At 37.2% G+C, this 22,463-nt stretch carries 26 protein-coding genes, 1 pseudogene and 1 riboswitch; of the genes and pseudogenes, 26 read left to right on the forward strand and 1 reads right to left on the reverse strand.

Annotated features, from left to right (window positions below):
* Nucleotides 1–7: 7 nt before the first annotated feature.
* The 8 genes from BAQ49_RS29090 (at nt 8) to BAQ49_RS29135 (ending at nt 8,010) form a co-directional block, all read left to right on the forward strand.
* Nucleotides 8–1,180, forward strand: a complete 1,173-nt coding sequence (locus BAQ49_RS29090; RefSeq protein WP_071748127.1) for an acetyl-CoA C-acetyltransferase — start codon at nt 8–10, stop codon at nt 1,178–1,180.
* A 145-nt stretch (nt 1,181–1,325) separates the two neighbouring features.
* Nucleotides 1,326–3,110, forward strand: coding sequence for an acyl-CoA dehydrogenase FadE (locus BAQ49_RS29095; protein WP_071748128.1), 1,785 nt, complete (start codon nt 1,326–1,328; stop codon nt 3,108–3,110).
* A 139-nt stretch (nt 3,111–3,249) separates the two neighbouring features.
* Nucleotides 3,250–3,972, forward strand: coding sequence for an MBL fold metallo-hydrolase (locus tag BAQ49_RS29100; RefSeq protein WP_071748129.1), 723 nt, complete (start codon nt 3,250–3,252; stop codon nt 3,970–3,972).
* 3 nt (nt 3,973–3,975) lie between these two features.
* Complete coding sequence (locus BAQ49_RS29105; protein ID WP_071748130.1) at nt 3,976–4,533, forward strand: TetR/AcrR family transcriptional regulator; 558 nt, start codon at nt 3,976–3,978, stop codon at nt 4,531–4,533.
* 796 nt (nt 4,534–5,329) lie between these two features.
* Nucleotides 5,330–5,515, forward strand: a complete 186-nt coding sequence (locus BAQ49_RS29115; protein ID WP_044738025.1) for a hypothetical protein — start codon at nt 5,330–5,332, stop codon at nt 5,513–5,515.
* A gap of 13 nt (nt 5,516–5,528) precedes the next feature.
* Entirely contained in the window at nt 5,529–5,777 is a 249-nt protein-coding gene (locus BAQ49_RS29120) for a spore coat protein (RefSeq protein ID WP_071748131.1), read from the forward strand.
* Between the two features lie 246 nt (nt 5,778–6,023).
* Nucleotides 6,024–6,974, forward strand: coding sequence for an L-lactate dehydrogenase (locus BAQ49_RS29130; protein ID WP_071748132.1), 951 nt, complete (start codon nt 6,024–6,026; stop codon nt 6,972–6,974).
* A 22-nt stretch (nt 6,975–6,996) separates the two neighbouring features.
* Nucleotides 6,997–8,010 carry a PTS sugar transporter subunit IIC gene (locus BAQ49_RS29135; protein WP_071748133.1) on the forward strand — a complete coding sequence of 338 codons (1,014 nt, stop codon included), beginning with the start codon at nt 6,997–6,999 and terminating at the stop codon, nt 8,008–8,010.
* Nucleotides 8,011–8,075: 65 nt separating this feature from the next.
* Here BAQ49_RS29135 and BAQ49_RS29140 read toward each other — a convergent pair whose 3' ends face one another.
* Nucleotides 8,076–8,723, reverse strand: coding sequence for a phosphatase PAP2 family protein (locus tag BAQ49_RS29140; RefSeq protein WP_071748134.1), 648 nt, complete (start codon nt 8,721–8,723; stop codon nt 8,076–8,078).
* Between the two features lie 146 nt (nt 8,724–8,869).
* Between BAQ49_RS29140 and BAQ49_RS29145 the strand changes: the two genes are divergently transcribed.
* The 18 genes and pseudogenes from BAQ49_RS29145 to sufB all read left to right on the forward strand — a co-directional run bounded on the left by BAQ49_RS29145 (nt 8,870) and on the right by sufB (nt 22,429).
* A complete protein-coding gene (locus BAQ49_RS29145) occupies nt 8,870–9,397 on the forward strand; it encodes a hypothetical protein (protein ID WP_071748135.1) in 528 nt (175 codons plus the stop codon).
* A gap of 55 nt (nt 9,398–9,452) precedes the next feature.
* Complete coding sequence (locus tag BAQ49_RS29150; RefSeq protein ID WP_071748136.1) at nt 9,453–9,608, forward strand: tail length tape measure protein; 156 nt, start codon at nt 9,453–9,455, stop codon at nt 9,606–9,608.
* 63 nt (nt 9,609–9,671) lie between these two features.
* Nucleotides 9,672–9,796, forward strand: a pseudogene (locus BAQ49_RS34185) (quinol oxidase); the annotation flags it as partial.
* Between the two features lie 174 nt (nt 9,797–9,970).
* The gene (locus tag BAQ49_RS29165) at nt 9,971–10,213 is read left to right on the forward strand and encodes a DUF3937 family protein (protein ID WP_071748137.1); all 243 of its coding nucleotides are present in this window, start codon (nt 9,971–9,973) and stop codon (nt 10,211–10,213) included.
* 661 nt (nt 10,214–10,874) lie between these two features.
* Nucleotides 10,875–11,240: an arsenate reductase family protein gene (locus BAQ49_RS29170; RefSeq protein WP_000218970.1), complete on the forward strand. Its 366-nt coding sequence runs from the start codon at nt 10,875–10,877 to the stop codon at nt 11,238–11,240.
* A 41-nt stretch (nt 11,241–11,281) separates the two neighbouring features.
* Nucleotides 11,282–11,665: a glycine cleavage system protein GcvH gene (gene gcvH / locus BAQ49_RS29175; RefSeq protein ID WP_071748138.1), complete on the forward strand. Its 384-nt coding sequence runs from the start codon at nt 11,282–11,284 to the stop codon at nt 11,663–11,665.
* A 252-nt stretch (nt 11,666–11,917) separates the two neighbouring features.
* Nucleotides 11,918–12,262 (forward strand): toprim domain-containing protein, encoded by a 345-nt coding sequence (locus BAQ49_RS29180; protein WP_000640866.1) that lies wholly within the window; start codon nt 11,918–11,920, stop codon nt 12,260–12,262.
* Nucleotides 12,263–12,265: 3 nt separating this feature from the next.
* Nucleotides 12,266–12,574 carry a thioredoxin family protein gene (locus BAQ49_RS29185; protein ID WP_084667607.1) on the forward strand — a complete coding sequence of 103 codons (309 nt, stop codon included), beginning with the start codon at nt 12,266–12,268 and terminating at the stop codon, nt 12,572–12,574.
* Between the two features lie 154 nt (nt 12,575–12,728).
* Complete coding sequence (locus BAQ49_RS29190) at nt 12,729–13,073, forward strand: hypothetical protein (RefSeq protein WP_071748140.1); 345 nt, start codon at nt 12,729–12,731, stop codon at nt 13,071–13,073.
* 125 nt (nt 13,074–13,198) lie between these two features.
* Nucleotides 13,199–13,306, forward strand: a riboswitch (SAM riboswitch).
* 307 nt (nt 13,307–13,613) lie between these two features.
* Nucleotides 13,614–14,639, forward strand: coding sequence for a methionine ABC transporter ATP-binding protein (locus BAQ49_RS29200; RefSeq protein WP_000601785.1), 1,026 nt, complete (start codon nt 13,614–13,616; stop codon nt 14,637–14,639).
* Nucleotides 14,632–15,297 (forward strand): methionine ABC transporter permease, encoded by a 666-nt coding sequence (locus tag BAQ49_RS29205; protein ID WP_071748142.1) that lies wholly within the window; start codon nt 14,632–14,634, stop codon nt 15,295–15,297. The genes BAQ49_RS29200 and BAQ49_RS29205 overlap by 8 nt, the downstream gene beginning before the upstream one ends.
* Nucleotides 15,298–15,320: 23 nt before the next feature.
* A complete protein-coding gene (gene metQ, locus BAQ49_RS29210; protein WP_071748143.1) occupies nt 15,321–16,133 on the forward strand; it encodes a methionine ABC transporter substrate-binding lipoprotein MetQ in 813 nt (270 codons plus the stop codon).
* 71 nt (nt 16,134–16,204) lie between these two features.
* Nucleotides 16,205–17,011 (forward strand): methionine ABC transporter substrate-binding lipoprotein MetQ, encoded by an 807-nt coding sequence (gene metQ / locus BAQ49_RS29215; RefSeq protein ID WP_071748144.1) that lies wholly within the window; start codon nt 16,205–16,207, stop codon nt 17,009–17,011.
* A gap of 237 nt (nt 17,012–17,248) precedes the next feature.
* Nucleotides 17,249–18,034: a Fe-S cluster assembly ATPase SufC gene (gene sufC, locus BAQ49_RS29220; RefSeq protein WP_000929162.1), complete on the forward strand. Its 786-nt coding sequence runs from the start codon at nt 17,249–17,251 to the stop codon at nt 18,032–18,034.
* 15 nt (nt 18,035–18,049) lie between these two features.
* Nucleotides 18,050–19,342, forward strand: coding sequence for a Fe-S cluster assembly protein SufD (gene sufD, locus BAQ49_RS29225; protein WP_071748145.1), 1,293 nt, complete (start codon nt 18,050–18,052; stop codon nt 19,340–19,342).
* Nucleotides 19,342–20,562 carry a cysteine desulfurase SufS gene (gene sufS, locus BAQ49_RS29230; protein WP_001020769.1) on the forward strand — a complete coding sequence of 407 codons (1,221 nt, stop codon included), beginning with the start codon at nt 19,342–19,344 and terminating at the stop codon, nt 20,560–20,562. The genes sufD and sufS overlap by 1 nt, the downstream gene beginning before the upstream one ends.
* On the forward strand, nt 20,552–20,983 hold the full coding sequence (gene sufU / locus BAQ49_RS29235) for a Fe-S cluster assembly sulfur transfer protein SufU (RefSeq protein WP_000009523.1): 432 nt from the start codon (nt 20,552–20,554) through the stop codon (nt 20,981–20,983). The genes sufS and sufU overlap by 11 nt, the downstream gene beginning before the upstream one ends.
* A gap of 48 nt (nt 20,984–21,031) precedes the next feature.
* Complete coding sequence (gene sufB, locus BAQ49_RS29240; protein WP_001118829.1) at nt 21,032–22,429, forward strand: Fe-S cluster assembly protein SufB; 1,398 nt, start codon at nt 21,032–21,034, stop codon at nt 22,427–22,429.
* The last annotated feature ends 34 nt before the right edge of the window (nt 22,430–22,463 follow it).

The raw sequence follows: 22,463 nt of genomic DNA on the forward strand, positions 1-22,463 counted from the left end.
ATCGTTCATGAGAGAAGCTGTCATTGTTGCGGGAGCAAGAACACCAATTGGAAAAGCAAAGAGGGGTTCATTAAAAACAGTTCGTCCTGACGATCTAGGGGCGTTAGTAGTAAAGGAAACGTTAAAGCGTGCGAATTATGAAGGACCAATCGACGATTTAATTTTCGGTTGTGCGATGCCAGAAGCAGAGCAAGGCTTAAACATGGCTCGTAATATCGGCGGATTAGCAGGACTTTCTTACGATGTTCCAGCTATTACAATTAACCGTTACTGTTCTTCAGGTTTACAAAGTATCGCTTATGGAGCAGAGCGCATTATGCTTGGTCACTCTGAAGCTGTGTTATCAGGCGGAGCGGAATCAATGAGTTTAGTTCCAATGATGGGACACGTTGTTCGTCCAAATAGTCGCCTTGTAGAAGCGGCTCCAGAATATTATATGGGTATGGGGCATACAGCAGAGCAAGTTGCTGTGAAATATGGAATTTCTCGTGAAGAGCAAGATGCATTTGCAGTAAGAAGTCATCAACGTGCTGCGAAAGCATTAGCTGCAGGGAACTTTGCTGATGAAACAGTATCTGTAGATGTAACGTTACGTACTGTTGGATCAAATAACAAACTGCAAGAAGAAGCAATCATTTTCGCACAAGACGAAGGTGTAAGAGCAGAAACGACGCTAGACATTTTAGGTAGATTACGTCCAGCATTTAACGTTCGCGGTTCTGTAACAGCAGGTAACTCTTCACAAATGAGTGATGGTGCAGCATCTGTACTATTAATGGATCGTGAAAAAGCAGTGAGCGATGGCATGAAGCCACTTGCGAAATTCCGTTCATTTGCAGTAGCTGGCGTACCACCAGAAGTAATGGGAATCGGTCCAATCGCTGCAATTCCGAAAGCGTTAAAATTAGCTGGCTTAGAGCTATCTGATATCGGTCTATTCGAACTAAACGAAGCATTCGCTTCTCAATCGATCCAAGTTATTCGTGAACTTGGTTTAGATGAGGAAAAAGTAAACGTAAACGGCGGTGCAATCGCACTTGGACATCCACTTGGCTGTACAGGAGCAAAACTAACACTATCTCTTATTCACGAAATGAAACGCCGCAATGAGCAATTCGGTATCGTAACAATGTGTATCGGCGGCGGAATGGGAGCAGCGGGAGTGTTTGAATTACTATAAAAAAAAGTGTAAGCGGCTCGCTCAGAACGAGAAAACGCTAATACAAAGAATGGAAGCAACAAAGGTTTATAAAAAATAAATGGGAGAGCCAGCTTCTTTCAAAAAGAAAGAAGCGGCTTATGAAAATATAAAGGAGGAAATTTTCATGGAAAAAACAGTAGGAAGTGCGGTTAAAGGCGGTAGCTTTTTAGTAGATGAGATTACGATTGATCAAGTGTTTACGCCAGAAGATTTTTCATCTGAGCATAAAATGATTGCAAAAACGACAGAGGACTTTATCGTAAATGAAGTTCTTCCGGAGCTTGAATATTTAGAGCAACACGAGTTTGATCGTTCTGTTCGTCTTTTAAAAGAAGCTGGTGAACTTGGTTTACTAGGCGCTGACGTACCAGAAGAGTACGGCGGAATTGGCCTTGATAAAGTAAGCTCAGCGTTAATCGCAGAGAAATTCTCTCGCGCTGGTGGCTTTGCAATTACTCACGGTGCTCACGTAGGTATCGGATCGTTACCAATCGTATTATTCGGTAACGAAGAGCAAAAGAAAAAATATTTACCACTACTTGCAACTGGTGAAAAATTAGCTGCATACGCATTAACAGAGCCAGGTTCAGGATCTGACGCATTAGGCGCAAAAACAACTGCACGTTTAAATGCAGAAGGTACACATTACGTATTAAATGGTGAAAAACAATGGATTACAAACTCTGCATTTGCTGACGTATTTGTCGTATATGCAAAAATAGATGGTGAGCATTTCTCAGCATTTATCGTAGAGAAAGAGTATGCTGGCGTATCTACAAGCCCAGAAGAAAAGAAAATGGGTATTAAATGTTCATCAACTCGTACGTTAATTTTAGAAGATGCGTTAGTACCGAAAGAAAACTTACTTGGTGAAATCGGTAAAGGTCATATTATCGCGTTCAACATTTTAAATATCGGTCGTTATAAATTAGGTGTTGGTACAGTTGGGTCTGCGAAACGTGCAGTAGAAATTTCAGCACAATATGCAAACCAACGTCAACAGTTCAAACAACCAATCGCTCGCTTCCCATTAATTCAAGAGAAACTTGCGAATATGGCAGCAAAAACATATGCAGCTGAAAGCTCTGTATATCGTACAGTAGGTTTATTCGAAAGCCGCATGAGCACATTATCTGAAGAAGAAGTAAAAGACGGTAAAGCAGTAGCAGCTTCTATCGCTGAATATGCAATCGAGTGTTCTTTAAATAAAGTATTCGGTTCTGAAGTACTAGATTATACAGTAGATGAAGGTGTTCAAATTCACGGTGGTTACGGATTTATGGCAGAGTACGAGATTGAAAGAATGTACCGCGATTCTCGTATTAACCGTATTTTCGAAGGAACGAACGAAATTAACCGCCTAATCGTACCAGGTACGTTCTTACGTAAAGCGATGAAAGGTGAATTACCACTTCTTCAAAAAGCACAAAAATTACAAGAAGAGTTAATGATGATGATGCCAGAAGAAGTAGGCGATGAGCCATTAGCACTTCAAAAATATTTAGTAACTAACGCGAAGAAAATCGGCTTAATGGTAGCTGGATTAGCAGCTCAAAAATACGGTAAAGCATTAGATAAAGAGCAAGAAATTCTTGTGAATATCGCTGACATCGTAAGTAACCTATACGCAATGGAATCAGCTGTTCTTCGTACAGAAAAAGCAATTAAAACAACTGGTCTTGAAAAGAATAAACAAAAAGTGTTATACACTGAAGTATTCTGCCAAGAAGCATTCAACGAAATCGAAGCAGATGCGAAAGAAACACTTATCGCAGTTGAAAATGGCGACATGCTGCGCATGATGTTATCATCATTACGCAAATTAACACGCCACACGCCACTTAACGTAATTCCGAAGAAACGAGAAATCGCTGCGAAAATTTTAGAAGATGAGCGTTATACAGTTTAATATCTTTAAATAACAGTAGTCGTATAAACGACTACTGTTATTTTTTTTGTGAAAAAATGTAATTTTTAGTGACAAAAACTAATGCCATTAGTATAATAAAACTAATAGTATTAGTTTTCGTGAAAAGGGAGATGGGAATATGAGAATGATGCATGAAAAAACGGTATATCAATTGTCATTTTTGCCAAGAGTGTTTCCTGTGAATTGTTACTTTGTGGAGGAAGAAGATGGTTTAACTTTAATTGATGCTGCTTTGCCATATAGTGCAAAAGGAATCTTGCAGGCGGCTGAGAAAATAGGAAAACCAATTACGAATATTGTATTAACACATGCGCATGATGATCACATCGGTGCACTAGACGCATTAAAGGACGTGCTTCCTAATGTTCCAGTCTATATTTCTAAGCGAGACGCAAAACTGTTAGAAGGAGATACGACGTTACAAAAGGATGAACCGAATATACCGATAAAAGGCGGTGTACCTAAAAAGGTAAAAACGGTACCTGATGTTTTATTGGAAGATGGCGACCGAGTTGGATCGCTTCTTGCGATTATGACACCGGGACATACGCCAGGCTCCATGTCGTTTCTTGATGTACGAAATAAAGCTCTTATTGTCGGGGATGCCTTCCAAACAAGAGGAGGTATGGCTGTTTCAGGACAAATGAAATTTTGGTTTCCGTTTCCTGCGATGGCAACGTGGAGCAAAGAAATATCATTACAAAGTGCAGAGAAGCTGAGAGAATATGAGCCTTCCTTGCTTGCGGCAGGGCATGGGAAAATGATAAATGATCCAGGCGCTATCATAGAGCTTGCCATTAAGGAAGCTAGGCGGAATATAGAAAGTAGAAAAGAGGGTTAATTTATGTCACCTAGAATTGGACTTACATTACCGAAAATTGTAGAAACAGCAGCAGAAATTGCGGATGCAAATGGAATACAAGAAGTAACAATAGCTTCATTAGCGCAAAGGTTAGGGATACGTTCGCCCTCTCTATATAATCATGTGAAAGGGTTACAAGATGTACGGAAAAATCTTGGTATTTACGGAATAGAACAGTTGCATAACAGATTGGAAGAAGCGGCCGAGGGTAAACGTATGGATGAAGCAATTCATGCTTTAGGAAAAGCGTATGTAGCATTCGTCCGCAAACATCCTGGATTGTATGAAGCAACCTTTTTACGAGATGAAGAAGTAAGAAAAGCAGGTGACGGAATTGTAAAGATTTGTCTTCAGGTTTTACAACAATACGGCTTAGAAGGAGAGAATGCACTTCATGCGACACGTGGATTCAGAAGTATTTGTCATGGATTTGCGTCGATTGAACAGCAGGGTGGATTTGGTTTGCCGTTAGATTTGGATACAAGTTTATATTTATTACTAGAAACGTTTATTAAAGGATTACATGTAATGAGAGATTGAATAAGAGGAAACCTTAGAAGTGATTCTAAGGTTTTTTAGTGCATATAATCCCAAAAGAACAGAATACTAAATCTTGAATGAGCAAAGAGAGATAGGAGCATTCTATGCGAAATTGAACAGGGCTTGAAAATGAGAAAGAGCCTCTAATGATTTAGAGGCTCTTTCTTGCTAAATAATATTATTTAGCAGGCTTTAGAAATGTATATATCGCTAAGACAAAATTGAAAAACGTAAATACGAAAGGATCCTGGCTTGACTCAGAATCATAAGCTTCTTGGCTTTTTGTAAGAAAGTCGTGGATTTTCATAGTCATTGCTCCTTTGTTATGTAGAGTTTATAAAAGGGAGTTTTTAATTAAACTAACGCTTACTAATAGAGTCGCACTAATAAATCCTAAGAAAAACGTAGTGTTACGATTTTTATAGTTGTTAAGTGCTATAAATAGGAAACAAATGAGAAATAACATGTGTAAAGGTATAGAGGTTAATAGTGGTTTTAAAGTTAGTACATCAATTAGCAATTTTACATATAGGATTGCATAAACGATGAAGAAGATAACTTTAAACTTTCTTTGCATAGGCACACACCTTCTTAATATGGTGTATTTGTGAATTATAAAGTTAAGGGTACATTTTTAATATTTGTATTTTTCTGTAATTATAACATTTTTTTGTCTGCATAAATAGATGTGGTTGATTTTATTATGAATGGAATTTAAGAAAGCTTTTTAATGAATACGATTTAAAAAGAATCAAATAATAAATATTGAATGAACAAAGAAAGGTAGGAGTATTCTATGCAAAATTTAACAGAGCTTGAAGTAGAAAACTTACGTCATTTGATTGGTGGACACGCAACAATTATTAACAAGTTAGAACAGTATGCACAGGCATGTACAGATCCAGAGTTGAAACAAATGCTACAAAAGGATGCACAAGATGCACGAAATACGAAACAACAATTAATGACTTTCCTAGGATAGGAGGAAGTGAAAGATGAATGAAAAAGATATGGTAAATGATTATTTAGCAGGGTTAAATTCAAGTTTAACAAGTTATGCAAATTATATTGCTCAGTCTGATAATGAACAGTTACATCAAACGTTAATTCAAATTCGCAATCAAGATGAAATGCGTCAACGTAATATGTATGAATACGCAAAGCAAAAGAGTTATTACAAACCGGCAGCACCTGCTAATCCAATGATTGTACAGCAATTAAAAAGTCAATTAAGTGCGGAATAGTGTGATGAATGAAACGAGCGAATGGATTCGCTCGTTTTTTTGTTTGGTATATATCAATAAATACATAAGAAATATTTTTCCAGTTGTAACAAATATGACGAAAATCGAATATGACAATTCACAAAAAGGACAAAAGTTTGTTCGATATTTCACAAAGTATCCATGGTTTCTATCGTGGGAATCTCTATAATTAGGAGTGTAAAGAACAAAAGAAATAGATTACATGATCGATTAGGAGAGATTGCTATGAATAGAAACACAAGAAAAATTGCAATTATCGGTACTGGATTAGTTGGATCAAGCTGCGCGTATTCCATTGTAAACCAAGGGATTTGCGAAGAGCTATTGTTAATTGATATAAATCATGAACGTGCAGTTGGAGAAGCGATGGATTTATCGCATTGCATTAACTTTACAAATACAAGAACAAAAGTATATGCAGGAAGCTATGAAGACTGCAAAGATATGGACATTGTTATTATTACAGCAGGACCAGCGCCGAAGCCTGGACAAAGTCGTTTAGACACTTTAGGAGCAAGCGCTAAGATTATGGAGAGTGTTGTGAATGGCGTAATGGAAAGTGGATTTGATGGCATTTTCTTAATCGCATCGAACCCAGTTGACATTATTACATATCAAGTTTGGAAATTATCTGGTTTACCAAGAAATCGTGTACTTGGTACTGGTACATCACTAGATTCTTCTCGCTTAAGAACAATTTTATCTGAAATGTTACATGTAGATCCTCGTAGTATTCATGGGTATTCATTAGGGGAACATGGTGATTCTCAAATGGTTGCTTGGTCTCACGTAACTGTTGGTGGAAAGCCAATTCTGCAAATTTTAGAGGAACAACAAGAACGATTTGGCGAGATAGATTTAGATGAAATTGTTGAAAAGACTGCAAAAGCCGGCTGGGAAATTTATAAGCGTAAAGGAACTACTTATTACGGAATCGGAAATTCCCTAGCTTATATTGCCCGCTCAATTTTCAATGATGATCACCGTGTTATCCCTGTTTCAGCTATTTTAGATGGCGAATATGGCGAATACGATATTTGTACAGGAGTACCAGCAATTATTACTAGAGACGGTGTAAGAGAAGTGGTAGAACTGAATTTATTAGAAGATGAAGAAAGCCGCTTTGCGAAATCAAACGATGTTTTACGCGATTATATGAAAACAATTGGTTACTAAATTATAGGAGAAGGTGAAACAAATGAAGGAATATATAATGTCTCGTGTGTTTAAAGCTTCTGCCGGAATCGCACAGGGTATTTTCGTATCCCTCGGAATTGGTTTACTGATCGAAAATATAGGAAGAATTGTTGATATCCCATTACTTATTACAATCGGAGTTGTTGCAAAATCACTTATGGCACCAGCAATTGGAGCCGGAATTGCTTTTATGCTTGGTGCAAACGGACTCGTAATTTTCTCAGCGATGGTGGCTGGAGCAATTGGAGCAGGTTCCATTTCAATTACTGAAGCTGGTCTTATCATTAAAACAGGTGAACCAATCGGTGCATTATTAACAGCGACTTTAGCTGTGTATATTGGTAAACGATTAAGTGGAAAAACTGCTTTAGATATGATGCTCGTTCCATTTGCAGCAATACTCGGTTCTGGTTTAGTCGGTATTTGGTTAGCTCAAAATATTAGCCCAGTTTTAAATGCAGTTGGAGCATTCATTAAAGATAGTTCAGCTGGTAGCCCGTTCGTCGCTTCTATCGTGATTGCTGTAGTTTGGGGATTATTACTTATCTCTCCAGCTTCATCAGCTGCTTTAGCGATAGCACTTAGCTTAGATGGCCTTGCAGGAGGTGCAGCACTTGCAGGATGTGTTGCTCAGTTTATCGGATTCTCTGTAATCTCAGCGAAAGAAAATAATTTAGGCGGCATATTAGCTCAGGCCCTTTGTACTCCAAAAGTACAGTTGCCGAACATTACTAAAAATCCAATGATTCTCGTCCCAACTGTCGTCGCCAGTGCAATAGTGGGCCCAGTATCAGCATTGATTTTCCATCTAGAAGCAGGAAAAGAAATTGCAGGTCTTGGATTAAGTTCTCTTATCGCACCAATTAATTTAATTTCCAGCCAAGGATGGGGAGTTCTCCCAGCGATGATAATCACTTATATCATCATCCCAGTAGCTGTTTCTTATATACTTTACATTGCTCTTAAAAAAGCAGGTCGTATTCACTCAGGTGATATGACTGTACCGCAATCTTAATTTGAAAATCTCCTTGATATAGAGAAAAGCAGACTGAAGAAGCCACAGTCTGCTTTTTTGTTATGTTACATTTTATGATTTTGTTTTACTGGAACTCTTATTGGTTCTTTTGCTAACAATAGCTGAACACCGAAGTATAATATGCTTGCAAGCGTCATTCCAGAAACGGCATCTACAAATGCGTGTTGCTTCGTAAATAGCGTTGATAAAATGATAAGTGTACCGAAGAAAGTAAGAATGTAATATTCAAAAGCATGTTGTTCTCTACGTTTAAAGGCAGCGAGCATTATTACAAATGTAGTAAGAACGTGAATGCTAGGGAAACAGTTTACCGGTTGATCGATACTATAAATATAGCGGACTAGTTCGGAAAATACGTCTGTTCCAACGACGGTTGGACGCGGTACTGTTGTTTGCCAAAAATAATAAACAGAAAAACAAGCAAGTTTGCCAAGAATTACACTACTTAAAGTAACGTAATATTGCTTTCGATCAGCAAAGCAGTAATAAATAAGTGCGCCGTATAAGTATGGAAACCAAAGTAAATAAGGAATAATAAATGCTTTTATAAATGGAATCCAACTATCTACTACAGTTGTAACGTTTACTGCATGAACAGCTGATTTATTTAATACGTCGTAAAGGGGACTTACGAGTACGAGTAGAAGTATATAACTTAACGGAAGAAAAGATGAAAGTTTAAATTTCTTCATGACAATCTCCTATGTTTTTTAGTAATGTAAGTAAATTCAATTGATTATAATATAGAAACACGAATTGGGCTATCGATTTTACTTACATTTTCTTGAATTCACCTTACATTTTTGTCACTTGACTTAAAAGAGGGAGAGGGTGCTAAATGAAGCGTTCATTTTATTTCTTAGTTTTTATATTGTTATGCCTAGTGAGTACTGGGTGTGCAAAGGATAAAGAAGGAGAGAAATTAGAATATAACGGAAGAGCACTCGTAATTGGAGTTGTTGGTGAAAAGCCGAGAGATACGTTTAGGAATGTAAAGTTTGAGGAAATGAAGTTAGAGGAACTGGAAAAGAAATCTAAGGAAGTGGATGGTTTTCTAATAATGAAAGATCACTTTCAAGAAGCCTCAACAGAGCAATATAAAAATGTATTTTTATCACTAAAGAAACCAGTGTTTTTTATCGGTTTACAAGATAAATCATATTCGATTTTTATTACAAAAGGGATAGAGTATAACAGTGCCCGAAAAGATGTAAATGCGATGTATACGCAAGGTTTTGCGAGTATCGGAAGTGGTGAAGGGCAACAATGGGGAATTGGTTTATCAAATGGTGGAAATGTAGAAGCAAGTATTCATAATATGTATATCGTCGTATTCCAAACAATTGCAGATTATTTAAATAGATGATGAAGGAGCCTGTAAACGAGGCTTCTTATTTTTTTATGTAGAAGCATATAACAATATGATTGAGAAGCTCACGCAAGCTTTACAACGTATGCGAGATGTATTCGCGGCTGTAATGATACCGATTTATAATTTTATATCGGCTATTGCAGATTTGATTATAAAATTTAATGAAGCGCATCCAGTATTAGCTCGTTTTATCAAGGGAGGATAATGTTAGTTCCACATCGCCCCTTGCGATTGGTATTGGTTTGTGGGCAAGTATGTAAGTAGCTTTATCCTTATTATGATAGGTAGCCAGGAACAGGATTTCCCCTTATTTCAAGGGCTGGGATTGTCTATATAGTGGTTCAAATGATTTCGTTATTTATGCGATTACTTGTTGGAATTGCTAAAGCTATTTTATTCTACACTTGTAGGGATTTTTTATTAACAGTAATTCCTCAATATTCACGGAATATGCAAATATACATATTGTATTTATTTGGATTTTTTGTATGATAAAATTAAATATAGAGATTTTCGTATGTAATGAACTGAACTCAGAAATATCCAATGAATTTTGAGAGGTGTTACATGTTTAAAAATAAGAAATTAATTCGATTTGGTTTAACATTACTTGTATGTTTATATGTAATTGATTTTACAATCAGTTATTTTCAAGTATATCTTGAATCAGCAGCAGGTATTAAATGGGTAATATCAGAAACTTGGAGAACTATTTTGTTGGATGCTCCTGAAGGTATATTGGTTATTTTAGGCGCGATTGCTTTATATGATTTCACAAAAGAAACATCGCCAAAAGACGCATCAATTTAAATGCGTCTTTTTTATTTCAGTCAGTAATTTGAATTTCATATTCTCAGGAGCAGTTACTTTGGCTTTATTGATGATATGTTTAATAACTTTCTTACGGGCTCACTACTACGGTCAAAATCGTTAGTTCCTTTTATCTGTAAGTCTTTGTCATTTAAAGTGTTTCCAGGTTTTGTGACTATAGGCTGAAACGGTTAAATAAACTTTTGCTTAAGATGTATGTTCGGTAGGAAGAAATTGATGCAGCTCAAGGGTGAACAAGGGAAAATAGGAATTTAATCAAACGTTTGTTTAAGATGTATGTTCGATAGGAAGAAATTGATGCAGCTCAAGGGTGAACAAAGAAAAATAGGGATTTAATCAAACGTTTGTTTAGGATATATGTTCGGTAGGAAGAAATTGATGCAGCTCAAGGGTGAACAAAGAAAAATAGGAATTTAATCAAACATTTGTTTAAGATATATGTTCGGCGTGGGATGAGAAAAAAGTTTTTAAAAAATTATATATTTATTTTTTCTTGATAAATGGCGGAAAAATAAGAAAAATTAGCAGGATTATTAAAAATTATAACGAAATAAGTAAAAGTTTAGCGAATAATCGTTTGAAATAATAAAACGTTTTCTATATGATAAAGGTAAAGGTTAGTAAAAAAGTAGGTGAATTTATGACAGTAACATTTTATTCATATCCAAAGTGTGGCACATGTCAAAAAGCAAAGAAATGGTTTGAGGCAAACGATGTAGCATATGAGATGATTCATATTGTTGAAAATCCACCATCAAAAGAAGATTTACGTAATTTACATGAGAAAAGTGAATTGCCATTAAAAAAATTCTTTAATACAAGTGGAATGCGTTACCGCGAACTTGGTTTAAAAGATAAGTTAAAGGATGCAAGCGAAGACGAAATGTACGAGCTTTTAGCATCTGATGGCATGTTAATTAAACGTCCAATTGTAACAAATGGAACGAGTGTAACACTTGGTTTTAACGAAGAGCAGTTTGAAAGTGTGTGGAAAAAGTACCAATAAGGTATTTTTACATAATTAATACATTCACTGGAGGTACAGTCATGAGCATTCCAAATAATTTACGTTACTCTGAAGAACACGAATGGGTAAAAACAGAAGGTAATGCGGTTGTTATCGGTATTACTCACTTTGCACAAGGTGAGCTAGGCGATATCGTATTCGTTGAACTTCCTGAAGTAGGTGCAACAATTGAAGCTGGCGAGCCATTCGGAAGCGTAGAATCTGTTAAAACAGTTTCTGAATTATACGCACCTGTAAGTGGTAAAGTTGTAGCAGTAAACGAAGAATTAAGTGACCAACCAGAACTTGTTAACGAATCTCCATACGAGGGTGCATGGATGGTTAAAGTTGAACTTTCTGATGCAAGCCAAGTTGAGAAGTTATTAACTGCAGAAAAATATGCAGAAATGACAAACCAAGACTAATTATAGTCGACTAAAGGACAGCCTTCGTGCTGTCCTTTTTTATGTTGTGTTACATAATGAATTTGAAAGCACATATATATTAATTATCATATAGGAGAAGATTTTTGAAAAACTTTTTCGCAGATGTTTCATGTTGATTGAGCGGGTTCCGCTTTTCTTTTGCAAAAATAAACAGGAAACAACATGAAAATAACGAATATACTATATACTAAGTTAAAGGTTGTATAGTATATGGTGATCGGGTGATGACATATGATTTATGTGGAAAAAGTCATTATTGTAGAAGGTAAATCAGATAGAAGAAAGATTGAATCTATTATTCGTGAACCGGTGGAAATTGTTTGTACAAATGGTACAATTGGTTTGTCGAAAATGGATGAGCTCATTGATCAGTTTTTTGATAAGGAAGTGTATGTACTAGTGGATGCTGATGATGCTGGAGAAAAGTTAAGGAAACAATTTCGAAAGGAATTTCCGCAAGCAGAGCATATTTATATTGATCGCTCGTACCGAGAAGTGGCAACTGCGCCATCTTCACACTTAGCAAATGTATTATGGGGAGCTGACATTGACGTTTATACAGAATATTTACGGTAAGGAATGATAGAAGTGATTGACTGGACAGGAGCCGAAGCTAAAGCCCTAATAGAGAACGAAGAAAAAACAGTGTTATATGTATATACTCCAATGTGTGGAACATGCCAATTAGCAAAAAAGATGTTAACAGTCGTTGAGATGACAATTGAAGAGTTGAAAATTGGAATGTTAGATTTAAATTATGCTCCGCATTTAGCGAAAGAGTATGGAATCGAAAGTGTACCGTGTTTACTTGTTTTTGAAAATGGGACACTCACGAAGAAGATATATGCATTTCATTCGGTTGAATATTTATATACGGAATTAAAGTAGGCGGCAAAGTTTTTGCCGCCTCGACATATTTCTTGGGAAATATGTCGAGATGCAGGGTGGTTACAGTATTTGTCGAGCGAAAGTAACAGGATTGCTCTTTAGTGAGAGGGAATGGTATGTGTAATAGAAAGTGATATGAAGGATGTGATTTAGGGTGAAATTATATTCTTTGCTGCAATCATTTGTAAATTATGCTAATGGTCAATATCATTTAGAACCGCTTTTAAGACAAGGAGAAAAAACTGTTAATTTCCGCTTTGGAGATGAAAGTTGTTCGTTACAAATTTCAAGAGATTATATAGAGCTGCTACATGAGGAAAGAGGAACGGAGCAAATTGTTTGTGTAGATGAAGAAGATGTAAAACAATTGGTGAACGGCAATGTAAGATTGCAAATGTTAATGAACGATGGACGTGTACAGTATTTGGGAACGTATCGAACGATGCTATTAGTTGAATCAATGTTTCATATATGTAAGCCGATGTCAGTGGGTGCTTAAAAGTCTGAAGTTTCTTTTTTTACGAAAATTTCTGTTGACATGGCGTATGGATATTGATACAATTCAATTCATAAAATATAGACAATTTAATAAATTTCAAATCAGACGAAAATTTAATCTGATTTCTCTTATCAAGAGAGGTGGAGGGACTGTGCCCTGTGAAGCCCGGCAACCGTCAACTTATGTTGAAATGGTGCCAATTCCTGCAAAGCAAATGCTTTGAGAGATGAGAGAGAGGGATAATGTTGTTATATACGCATATAAACCTTTCTGCTTTCTCTAAAGCGGAAAGGTTTTTTTGTTGTTTGAATGTGGAGGACATTCAAATAATAAAAGTAGTGATAACGGTGGAACCCGCATCAAAAATAAAAAATTGCGGAGTCTATCTAAAGTTTTATGAAATCCAGCTCCAGCGGCTAGAATGTTCGATGGCTTCGCTTCTTCCTATGAGGCAAAAAACGCCTCTACGTCAGAAGCTCCATCCACTTCACATTCTAAACGAGCCGCTTGCGCTTTTTAAACAAAAAAGGGGTGAACATCATGATCTTATTAGAAAATGTAAAGAAAATATATAAGGCAAAAAGCGGTGATGTCACTGCTGTAGATAACGCCAACTTACAAATAGAGAAAGGCGAAATATTTGGTGTTATCGGATATAGTGGCGCTGGGAAAAGTTCTTTAATTAGATTGTTTAATCAGTTAGAGAAACCAACGTCTGGTCAAATTACAATCGCAAATCGTGTAATTTCAGCAATTACAGGAAGTGAACTTCGTAAGGCAAGACAAGAAATTGGAATGATTTTTCAGCACTTCAACTTACTTTGGTCACGAACTGTACGCGAAAATATCGAATTCCCACTTGAAATTGCGGGTGTGGATAAGGCGAAGAGAAGAAAACGTGTTGATGAGTTAATTCATCTCGTTGGATTAGAAGGAAGAGGAGACGCATATCCATCTCAGTTAAGTGGTGGACAAAAGCAGCGCGTTGGGATTGCAAGAGCGTTAGCTAACAATCCACAAGTACTTTTATGTGATGAAGCAACGTCAGCTCTTGATCCAGAAACGACGGATCAAATTTTAGATTTATTATTAGACATTAATAAGCGCCTCAACTTAACAATTGTATTAATTACACATGAGATGCACGTGATTCGGAAGATTTGTAATCGAGTTGCTGTAATGGAGAAAGGGAAAATCGTAGAAACAGGTCCAGTACTTGACGTATTCCGTAACCCGCAGCAGGACATTACAAAACGCTTCGTACAGCAATTAACTGATTCTGAAGATACAAATGAAACGATTGAAAGTTTAATAGAAAAATATCCAGATGGAAAAGTGGTTCGCTTGCAGTTTATCGGTGAAGCGGTAGAAAGACCAGTACTTCAAAGGTTAATGCAGCGCGGTGATATAGAAGTTAGCATTTTGCAAGGAAATATCGCACAAACAAATAACGGTTCTTACGGTAGTTTAGTCGTTCATTTAAATGGCGAAGAAACAGCGATCCAGCAAGCGATAGAAGGAATTCATCAAGATCAAGTAGAGCTGGAGGTGATTGCACATGGATAAGTTAATCGCAAATGTTGATTGGAATCAAATGCTAGAAGCGACTGGTGAAACGTTATATATGACGGCAATCGCAGCGCTTGCCACATTTGTTTTAGGACTTATTTTAGGACTATTACTCTTTATGACAGCGAAAGATAATTTATGGGAAAACAAAGCAATTAATACGGTGATTGGAGCGTTCGTAAACATTTTCCGTTCGATACCGTTCATCATTTTAATTATTTTATTAATCCCGTTCACAAAGATTCTTCTTGGAACAATACTTGGAGCGAGTGCAGCGCTGCCAGCTTTAATTATCGGAGCGGCACCATTTTACGCGAGAATGGTTGAAATCGCACTTCGTGAAATTGATAAAGGCGTAATTGAAGCTTCAAAAGCGATGGGGGCAAAAACAAGCACAATTATTTTGAAGGTGTTAATTCCAGAATCGTTACCAGCGTTAGTATCTGGTATTACGGTTACGACAATTGCTTTAGTAGGCTATACAGCAATGGCAGGAGTTGTTGGTGCTGGTGGTCTTGGAACGCTTGCTTATTTAGAGGGGTTCCAGAGAGGAAATAACGATGTAACAATCGTTGCGACAATTTGTGTATTACTAGTTGTATTTTTCATTCAGTGGATTGGTGATAGTTTAACGACTCGAATAGATAAAAGATAATGAGAAACGGGAGGGTATTTCAAATGAAAAAATTATTACTTACAGCACTTATTACAACTTCAATTTTTGGGCTAGCTGCTTGTGGTGGGAAAGATAAAGATGAAAAGAAATTAGTTGTTGGGGCTTCTAACGTACCGCATGCGGTTATTTTAGAAAAGGCAAAACCGTTACTTGAGAAAAAAGGGATTGAGTTAGAAATTAAAAAATTCCAAGACTACGTATTGCCGAATAAATCTTTAGCAGATAAGGATTTAGATGCAAACTACTTCCAACACATTCCGTATTTAGAAAAAGAAATTAAAGATAAAAAATATGATTTTGAAGTAGCAGGGAAAATTCATTTAGAACCAATTGGTGTGTATTCTCAAAAATATAAGAGCTTAAAAGAGCTTCCAGACGGAGCGACAATTATTATGAGTAATTCTGTTGCTGATCATGGACGTGGTTTAGCAATTTTACAAAAAGAAGGCATTTTAAAAATTAAGGACGGAGTAGATCCAGTTAAAGCAACTCCAAAAGATATTGCGGATAATCCGAAAAACTTAAAGTTCAAAACGGATATTGAGCCTGGTTTATTACCACAAGTGTATAACAATAAAGAGGGCGACGCTGTTTTAATTAACTCGAACTATGCAATTGATGCGAAATTAAACCCAGAAAAAGATGCAATTGCAATTGAAGGCGATGATTCTCCATACGCAAACGTAGTAGCTGTTCGTAAAGGCGATAAAGATAAAAAAGAGATTAAAGCTCTTGTAGAAGTACTGCATTCTAAAGAAATTGAAGACTTTATTAATAAAGAATATAAAGGAGCGGTTGTTCCTGTAAAAGAATAATTGCTGAAAAGGGCTGGTGTATGCCGGCTCTTTTTATAACTACATAACTATAGGGGAGAAGGGGATATCATATGAAAAAAATTATACTGTCAGTTGTTACAGCACTGTCTGTATTTACATTAGCTGCCTGCGGGGGGAAAGAGGAAAATAAGCTTGTTGTTGGAGCTTCTAACGTGCCGCACGCTGTTATTTTAGAGAAAGCACAGCCGATATTAGAGAAAAAGGGTATTAAATTAGAGATTAAAAAGTTCCAAGATTATGTGTTGCCGAATAAAGCGTTAGCGGATAAAGAAATTGATGCAAACTACTTCCAGCACATTCCGTATTTAGATAAAGAAATTCAAGAAAAAGGATATGAAATTGTAAACGCAGGAAAAATTCATTTAGAACCAATGGGCATTTACTCTAAAAAATATAAAAGCTTAAAAGATTTGCCAGATGGCGGAACAGTTATTATGAGTAATAACGTTGCAGAGCGCGGACGTATGTTAGCACTATTGCAAAAAGGCGGCGTTATTAAATTAAAAGACGGTGTAGATGTGGTTAAAGCAACAGTAAAAGATGTTGTGGAAAATCCGAAAAACTTAAAGTTTAAAACAGATGTAGAACCTGGACTTTCACCGAAGCTGTATGAAAATAATGAGGGTGATGCTTTATTTATTAATTCAAACTACGCAATTGATGCGAAATTAAATCCAACAAAGGATGCGATTGCAATTGAAGGATCAGACTCTCCTTATGCAAATATTATTGCAGTTCGTAAAGGTGACGAGAAGAAAAAAGAAATTAAAGAGTTAGTAGACGTATTGCATTCAAAAGAAATTCAAGACTTTATCAATAAAGAATATAAAGGTGCTGTACTTCCAGTAAATGAATAAGTGCAGGAAAGGATTGGGAAATCCCCAGTCCTTTTTTCTTTATATATATAAGAAGAAAAGTGTATCATATAAGGATGCAAGGGAAATACTTATATACATTTGTGAAAAAATTGTTACATTTTTTCAGCGTTTGCGATATCATTTTATTTGATATAAGATTAGAATGAGAATAAAATGAGAATATGAACGTTTTAGTAATTTTTAAAATGTATATATAGGATTAATGGAGGTATTGAGATGGCTGGTTCTACATTAACGGTTAAAGACTTACATGTATCAATTGATGGCAAAGAAATTTTAAAGGGTGTAAACCTTGAAGTAAAAGGTGGAGAAATCCACGCAATTATGGGACCTAACGGAACAGGTAAATCAACTTTATCTTCTGCAATTATGGGTCACCCAAAGTATGAAGTAACAGAAGGTAGCATCATCATCGACGGTGAAGATGTATTAGAAATGGAAGTAGACGAGCGCGCACAAGCAGGTCTATTCCTAGCAATGCAATATCCAAGTGAAATTAGCGGAGTAACAAACGCTGACTTCTTACGTTCTGCAATTAATGCACGTCGTGAAGAAGGCGATGAAATTTCTCTTATGAAATTCATCCGTACTTTAGATAAAAACATGGAATTCCTAGAAATGGATCCAGAAATGGCACAACGTTACTTAAACGAAGGTTTCTCTGGTGGAGAGAAAAAACGTAACGAAATTCTTCAATTAATGATGATTGAGCCAAAAATCGCAATCTTAGATGAAATCGACTCAGGTCTTGATATCGATGCATTAAAAGTTGTATCTAAAGGTATTAACCAAATGCGCGGCGAAGAGTTCGGTTGCCTAATGATTACGCATTACCAACGTTTATTAAACTACATCACTCCAGACTTCGTTCACGTTATGATGAACGGTCGTATCGTTAAATCTGGTGGCCCTGAGCTTGCACAACGTCTAGAAGCTGAAGGTTACGACTGGATTAAAAAAGAATTAGGTATTGAAGACGAAACAGCAGAGCAAGAAGCGTAAGAGAGGAGCATAAACATGACAATCGGTACATTACCTTTCGATCAAGAAACAATCCGTCAGCGCGCAAGCGAAGTAAACGAAGCTGCTTGGTTGACTGAGTTCCGCTTACAAGCTCTTGCACAAGCAACTGAACTTCCAATGCCAACGCCTGATAAAACGAAAATTGAAAAATGGGACTTTATCGGAAAAGGCGACGCTGCTAAGCAAGAGCCTGTAAGTTCTTTAACAGAGCTTCCAGAAGCAGTGAAAAACTTAATCGATGAAAATAACAGCGTATTAGTGCAACGTACTGGTACAACTGCGTTCGTTTCTTTAGCAGACGAAGCAAAAGAAAAAGGTGTTATTTTTACAGACATTATAACAGCTGCAACAGAGCATGCTGAATTAGTACAAAAGTACTTAATGAAAGACGGCGTGAAAGTAGACGAGCATCGTCTAACTGCACTTCATGCTGCATTAATCAACGGCGGTGCATTCGTATATGTTCCGAAAAACGTTGTTCTTGAAACTCCACTTCAAGCTGTATTCTTAGTAGACGGCGAAGAAGCTAACGTATATAACCACGTATTATTCGTAGCTGATGCGAACAGTACTGCAACTTATGTAGAAAACTACGTTGCAAATGAAAATGCTAAAGGTATTGCAAATATCGTAGCAGAAGTAATCGTGGAACAAGGCGCACAAGTGAAATTCGGTGCGGTTGATCTATTAGCAAAAGACGTAACAACGTACGTTAACCGCCGCGGTGTTGTCGGACGCGACGGCCGTATTGATTGGGCTCTAGGTCTTATGAATGACGGAAACACAATCTCAGAGAACGTTACGAACTTAATGGGCGACGGATCATATGCTGATACAAAAACAGTAACAATTGGTCGTGGTAACCAAACACAAAACTTTACAACTAAAGTTGTTCACTTCGGTAAACACTCTGAAGGTTGGATCTTAAAACACGGTGTACAAAAAGATAGTGCAACATCTATCTTTAACGGAATTGGTAAGATTGAACACGGTGCATCTAAATCAAATGCACAACAATCTTCTCGCGTTCTTATGTTAGACGAGAAAGCTCGCGGGGATGCAAACCCAATTCTTTTAATTGACGAAGATGATGTAATGGCAGGTCACGCAGCTTCAGTAGGCCGCGTAGATCCGTACCAATTATACTACTTGATGAGCCGTGGTATTCCAAAACGCGAAGCAGAACGTTTAGTCATCCATGGATTCTTAGCACCTGTAGTAAATGAGCTTCCAATTGAAGGAGTAAAAGCACAGCTTGTTGAGGTAATTGAAAGGAAAGTTCGCTAATGAATATTCATGAAATACGCAAACAGTTTCCAATTCTTGATCAAAAAGTGAACGGCAAACAACTTGTTTATTTCGATAGTGCAGCAACTTCTCAAAAACCAATTCAAGTCATTGAAACGTTAGAACGTTACTATAAAGAATATAATTCTAACGTGCATCGCGGTGTTCATACGCTCGGTACGAAAGCTACCGACGCGTATGAAGGTGCACGTGAGAAAGTTCGCAAGTTTATTAACGCGAAATCAATGGAAGAGATTATTTTCACGCGCGGAACGACAACTGCATTAAATACAGTAGCAGCTAGCTATGGTCTTGAAAATGTAAAAGAAGGCGATGAAATCGTTATTTCTTACATGGAACACCATAGTAACATCATTCCGTGGCAACAAGTTGCGAAGAAAACTGGCGCAACTTTGAAATACCTTCCGCTTCAACCAGACGGTACAATTTCTTTAGAAGATGTTCGTCAAACTGTTACACCGAATACAAAAATCGTTTCTATTATGCAAGTATCAAACGTACTTGGAACGATTAACCCTGTAAAAGAAATCGGAGCAATCGCACACGAAAACGGAGCAATTATGGTCGTTGATGGTGCACAAAGTACACCTCACATGAAAGTGGATGTACAAGATTTAAACTGTGATTTCTACGCATTATCTGCTCATAAGATGTGCGGACCTACAGGTATCGGCGTATTATATGGTAAGAAAGAATTGCTAAACAATATGGAGCCAATTGAATTTGGCGGTGAAATGATTGATTTCGTAGATTTACAAGAATCTACTTGGAAAGAGCTTCCGTGGAAGTTTGAAGCAGGTACACCGATTATCGGTAATGCAATCGGACTTGGTGCGGCAATTGATTTCCTAGAAGAAATCGGTCTTCATAATATTGAAAAGCATGAGCATGAATTAGCGCAATACGCTTTAGAAAGACTATCAGAAGTAGATGGCGTTACAATTTATGGTCCAAAGCATCGCGCTGGTCTAGTTACATTTAATATTGAAGACGTACATCCTCACGATGTAGCAACTGTATTAGATGTAGAAGGCATTGCGGTTCGCGCAGGACATCACTGTGCACAACCGCTTATGAAGTGGCTAAAAGCTTCTTCAACAGCACGTGCGAGCTTCTATTTATATAATACAAAAGAAGAAATTGATACATTTGTTGAATCGCTAATCAAGACAAAGGAGTATTTCACAAATGTCATTTAATAATTTAGATACGTTATATCGTCAAGTTATTATGGATCATTATAAAAATCCTCGTAACCATGGCGTATTAGAAGATAGTGTTACCGTTAACTTGAACAATCCAACTTGCGGCGATCGTATTCAACTTACGATGAAAGTAGAAGAGGGTATTGTACAAGAGGCGAAGTTTGAAGGAGAAGGATGTTCCATCTCAATGTCTTCAGCTTCAATGATGACACAAGCAGTAAAAGGAAAGAAAATTGAAGAAGCACTTCAGCTTTCGAAAATTTTCTCTGACATGATGCTAGGAAAAGAGTACGATGACAGCATTGATTTAGGAGATATTGAAGCATTACAAGGCGTATGCAAGTTCCCTGCACGTATTAAATGTGCAACATTAGCGTGGAAAGCGTTAGAAAAGGGCTTAAACGAAGATAAGTAATGTTAAAGGTTCCTAAAAATGAGGTTATCTAAGGAGGGACACACCAACATGGCGAAGCAACTGCCAGATATCGGCGATTATAAATATGGTTTCAAAGACAAAGACGTTTCGATTTTCCGTGCTGGACGCGGTTTAACAAAAGAAATCGTTGAAGAGATTTCACGTATGAAAGAAGAACCACAGTGGATGTTAGACTTCCGTTTAAAATCACTGGATAAGTTCTATGAAATGCCAATGCCACAATGGGGCGGCGACTTAAACGACTTAGATTTTGATGAAATTACGTACTACGTAAAACCATCTGAGAAATCTGAGAAGTCTTGGGATGAAGTACCTGAGGAAATTAAAGCGACATTTGATAAATTAGGTATTCCTGAAGCTGAGCAAAAATATTTAGCTGGTGTATCTGCACAGTACGAATCTGAAGTTGTATACCACAACATGAAAGAAGACCTAGAAGCTCTAGGAATCGTCTTCAAAGATACAGATAGCGCATTAAAAGAGAACGAAGATATTTTCCGTGAGCATTTCGGAAAAGTAATCCCACCAACAGACAACAAATTCTCTGCATTAAACTCTGCAGTTTGGTCTGGTGGATCATTCATCTACGTTCCAAAAGGTATTAAAGTTGATACACCACTTCAAGCGTATTTCCGTATTAACTCTGAAAATATGGGACAATTCGAGCGTACGCTTATCATCGTAGACGAAGGCGCACACGTACACTACGTAGAAGGTTGTACAGCACCTGTTTACACGACTAACTCACTTCACAGTGCGGTAGTAGAAATCATCATTAAAAAAGATGCATATTGCCGTTATACAACAATCCAAAACTGGGCGAACAACGTATACAACCTAGTTACAAAACGTGCGGTTTGTGAAGAAAACGCAACGATGGAATGGATTGATGGTAACATCGGATCTAAATTAACGATGAAATACCCAGCAGTTATCTTAAAAGGCGAAGGCGCTCGTGGTTTAACATTATCTATCGCGATTGCTGGTAAAGGCCAACACCAAGATGCTGGTGCGAAAATGATTCACTTAGCACCAAACACATCTTCAACAATCGTTTCTAAATCGATTGCGAAGCATGGTGGTAAAGTAACTTACCGTGGTATCGTACAATTCGGACCAAAAGCGAAAAACTCTCGTTCTAACATCGAGTGTGACACGTTAATCATGGATAACCAATCTACATCTGATACAATTCCTTACAACGAAATCAAAAACGATTACGTTTCACTTGAGCATGAAGCGAAAGTATCGAAAGTATCAGAAGAACAATTATTCTACCTAATGAGCCGCGGTATTTCTGAGCAAGAAGCTACAGAAATGATCGTAATGGGCTTCATCGAGCCATTCACTCGCGAACTTCCAATGGAATACGCAGTTGAAATGAACCGCCTAATCAAGTTTGAGATGGAAGGTTCTATCGGCTAATAGATAAAAGTGAAAGCGCCCTGCTGTGCAGGGC

Origin of the sequence: Bacillus proteolyticus (assembly GCF_001884065.1) — a bacterium.
Lineage (GTDB): Bacteria > Bacillota > Bacilli > Bacillales > Bacillaceae_G > Bacillus_A > Bacillus_A proteolyticus.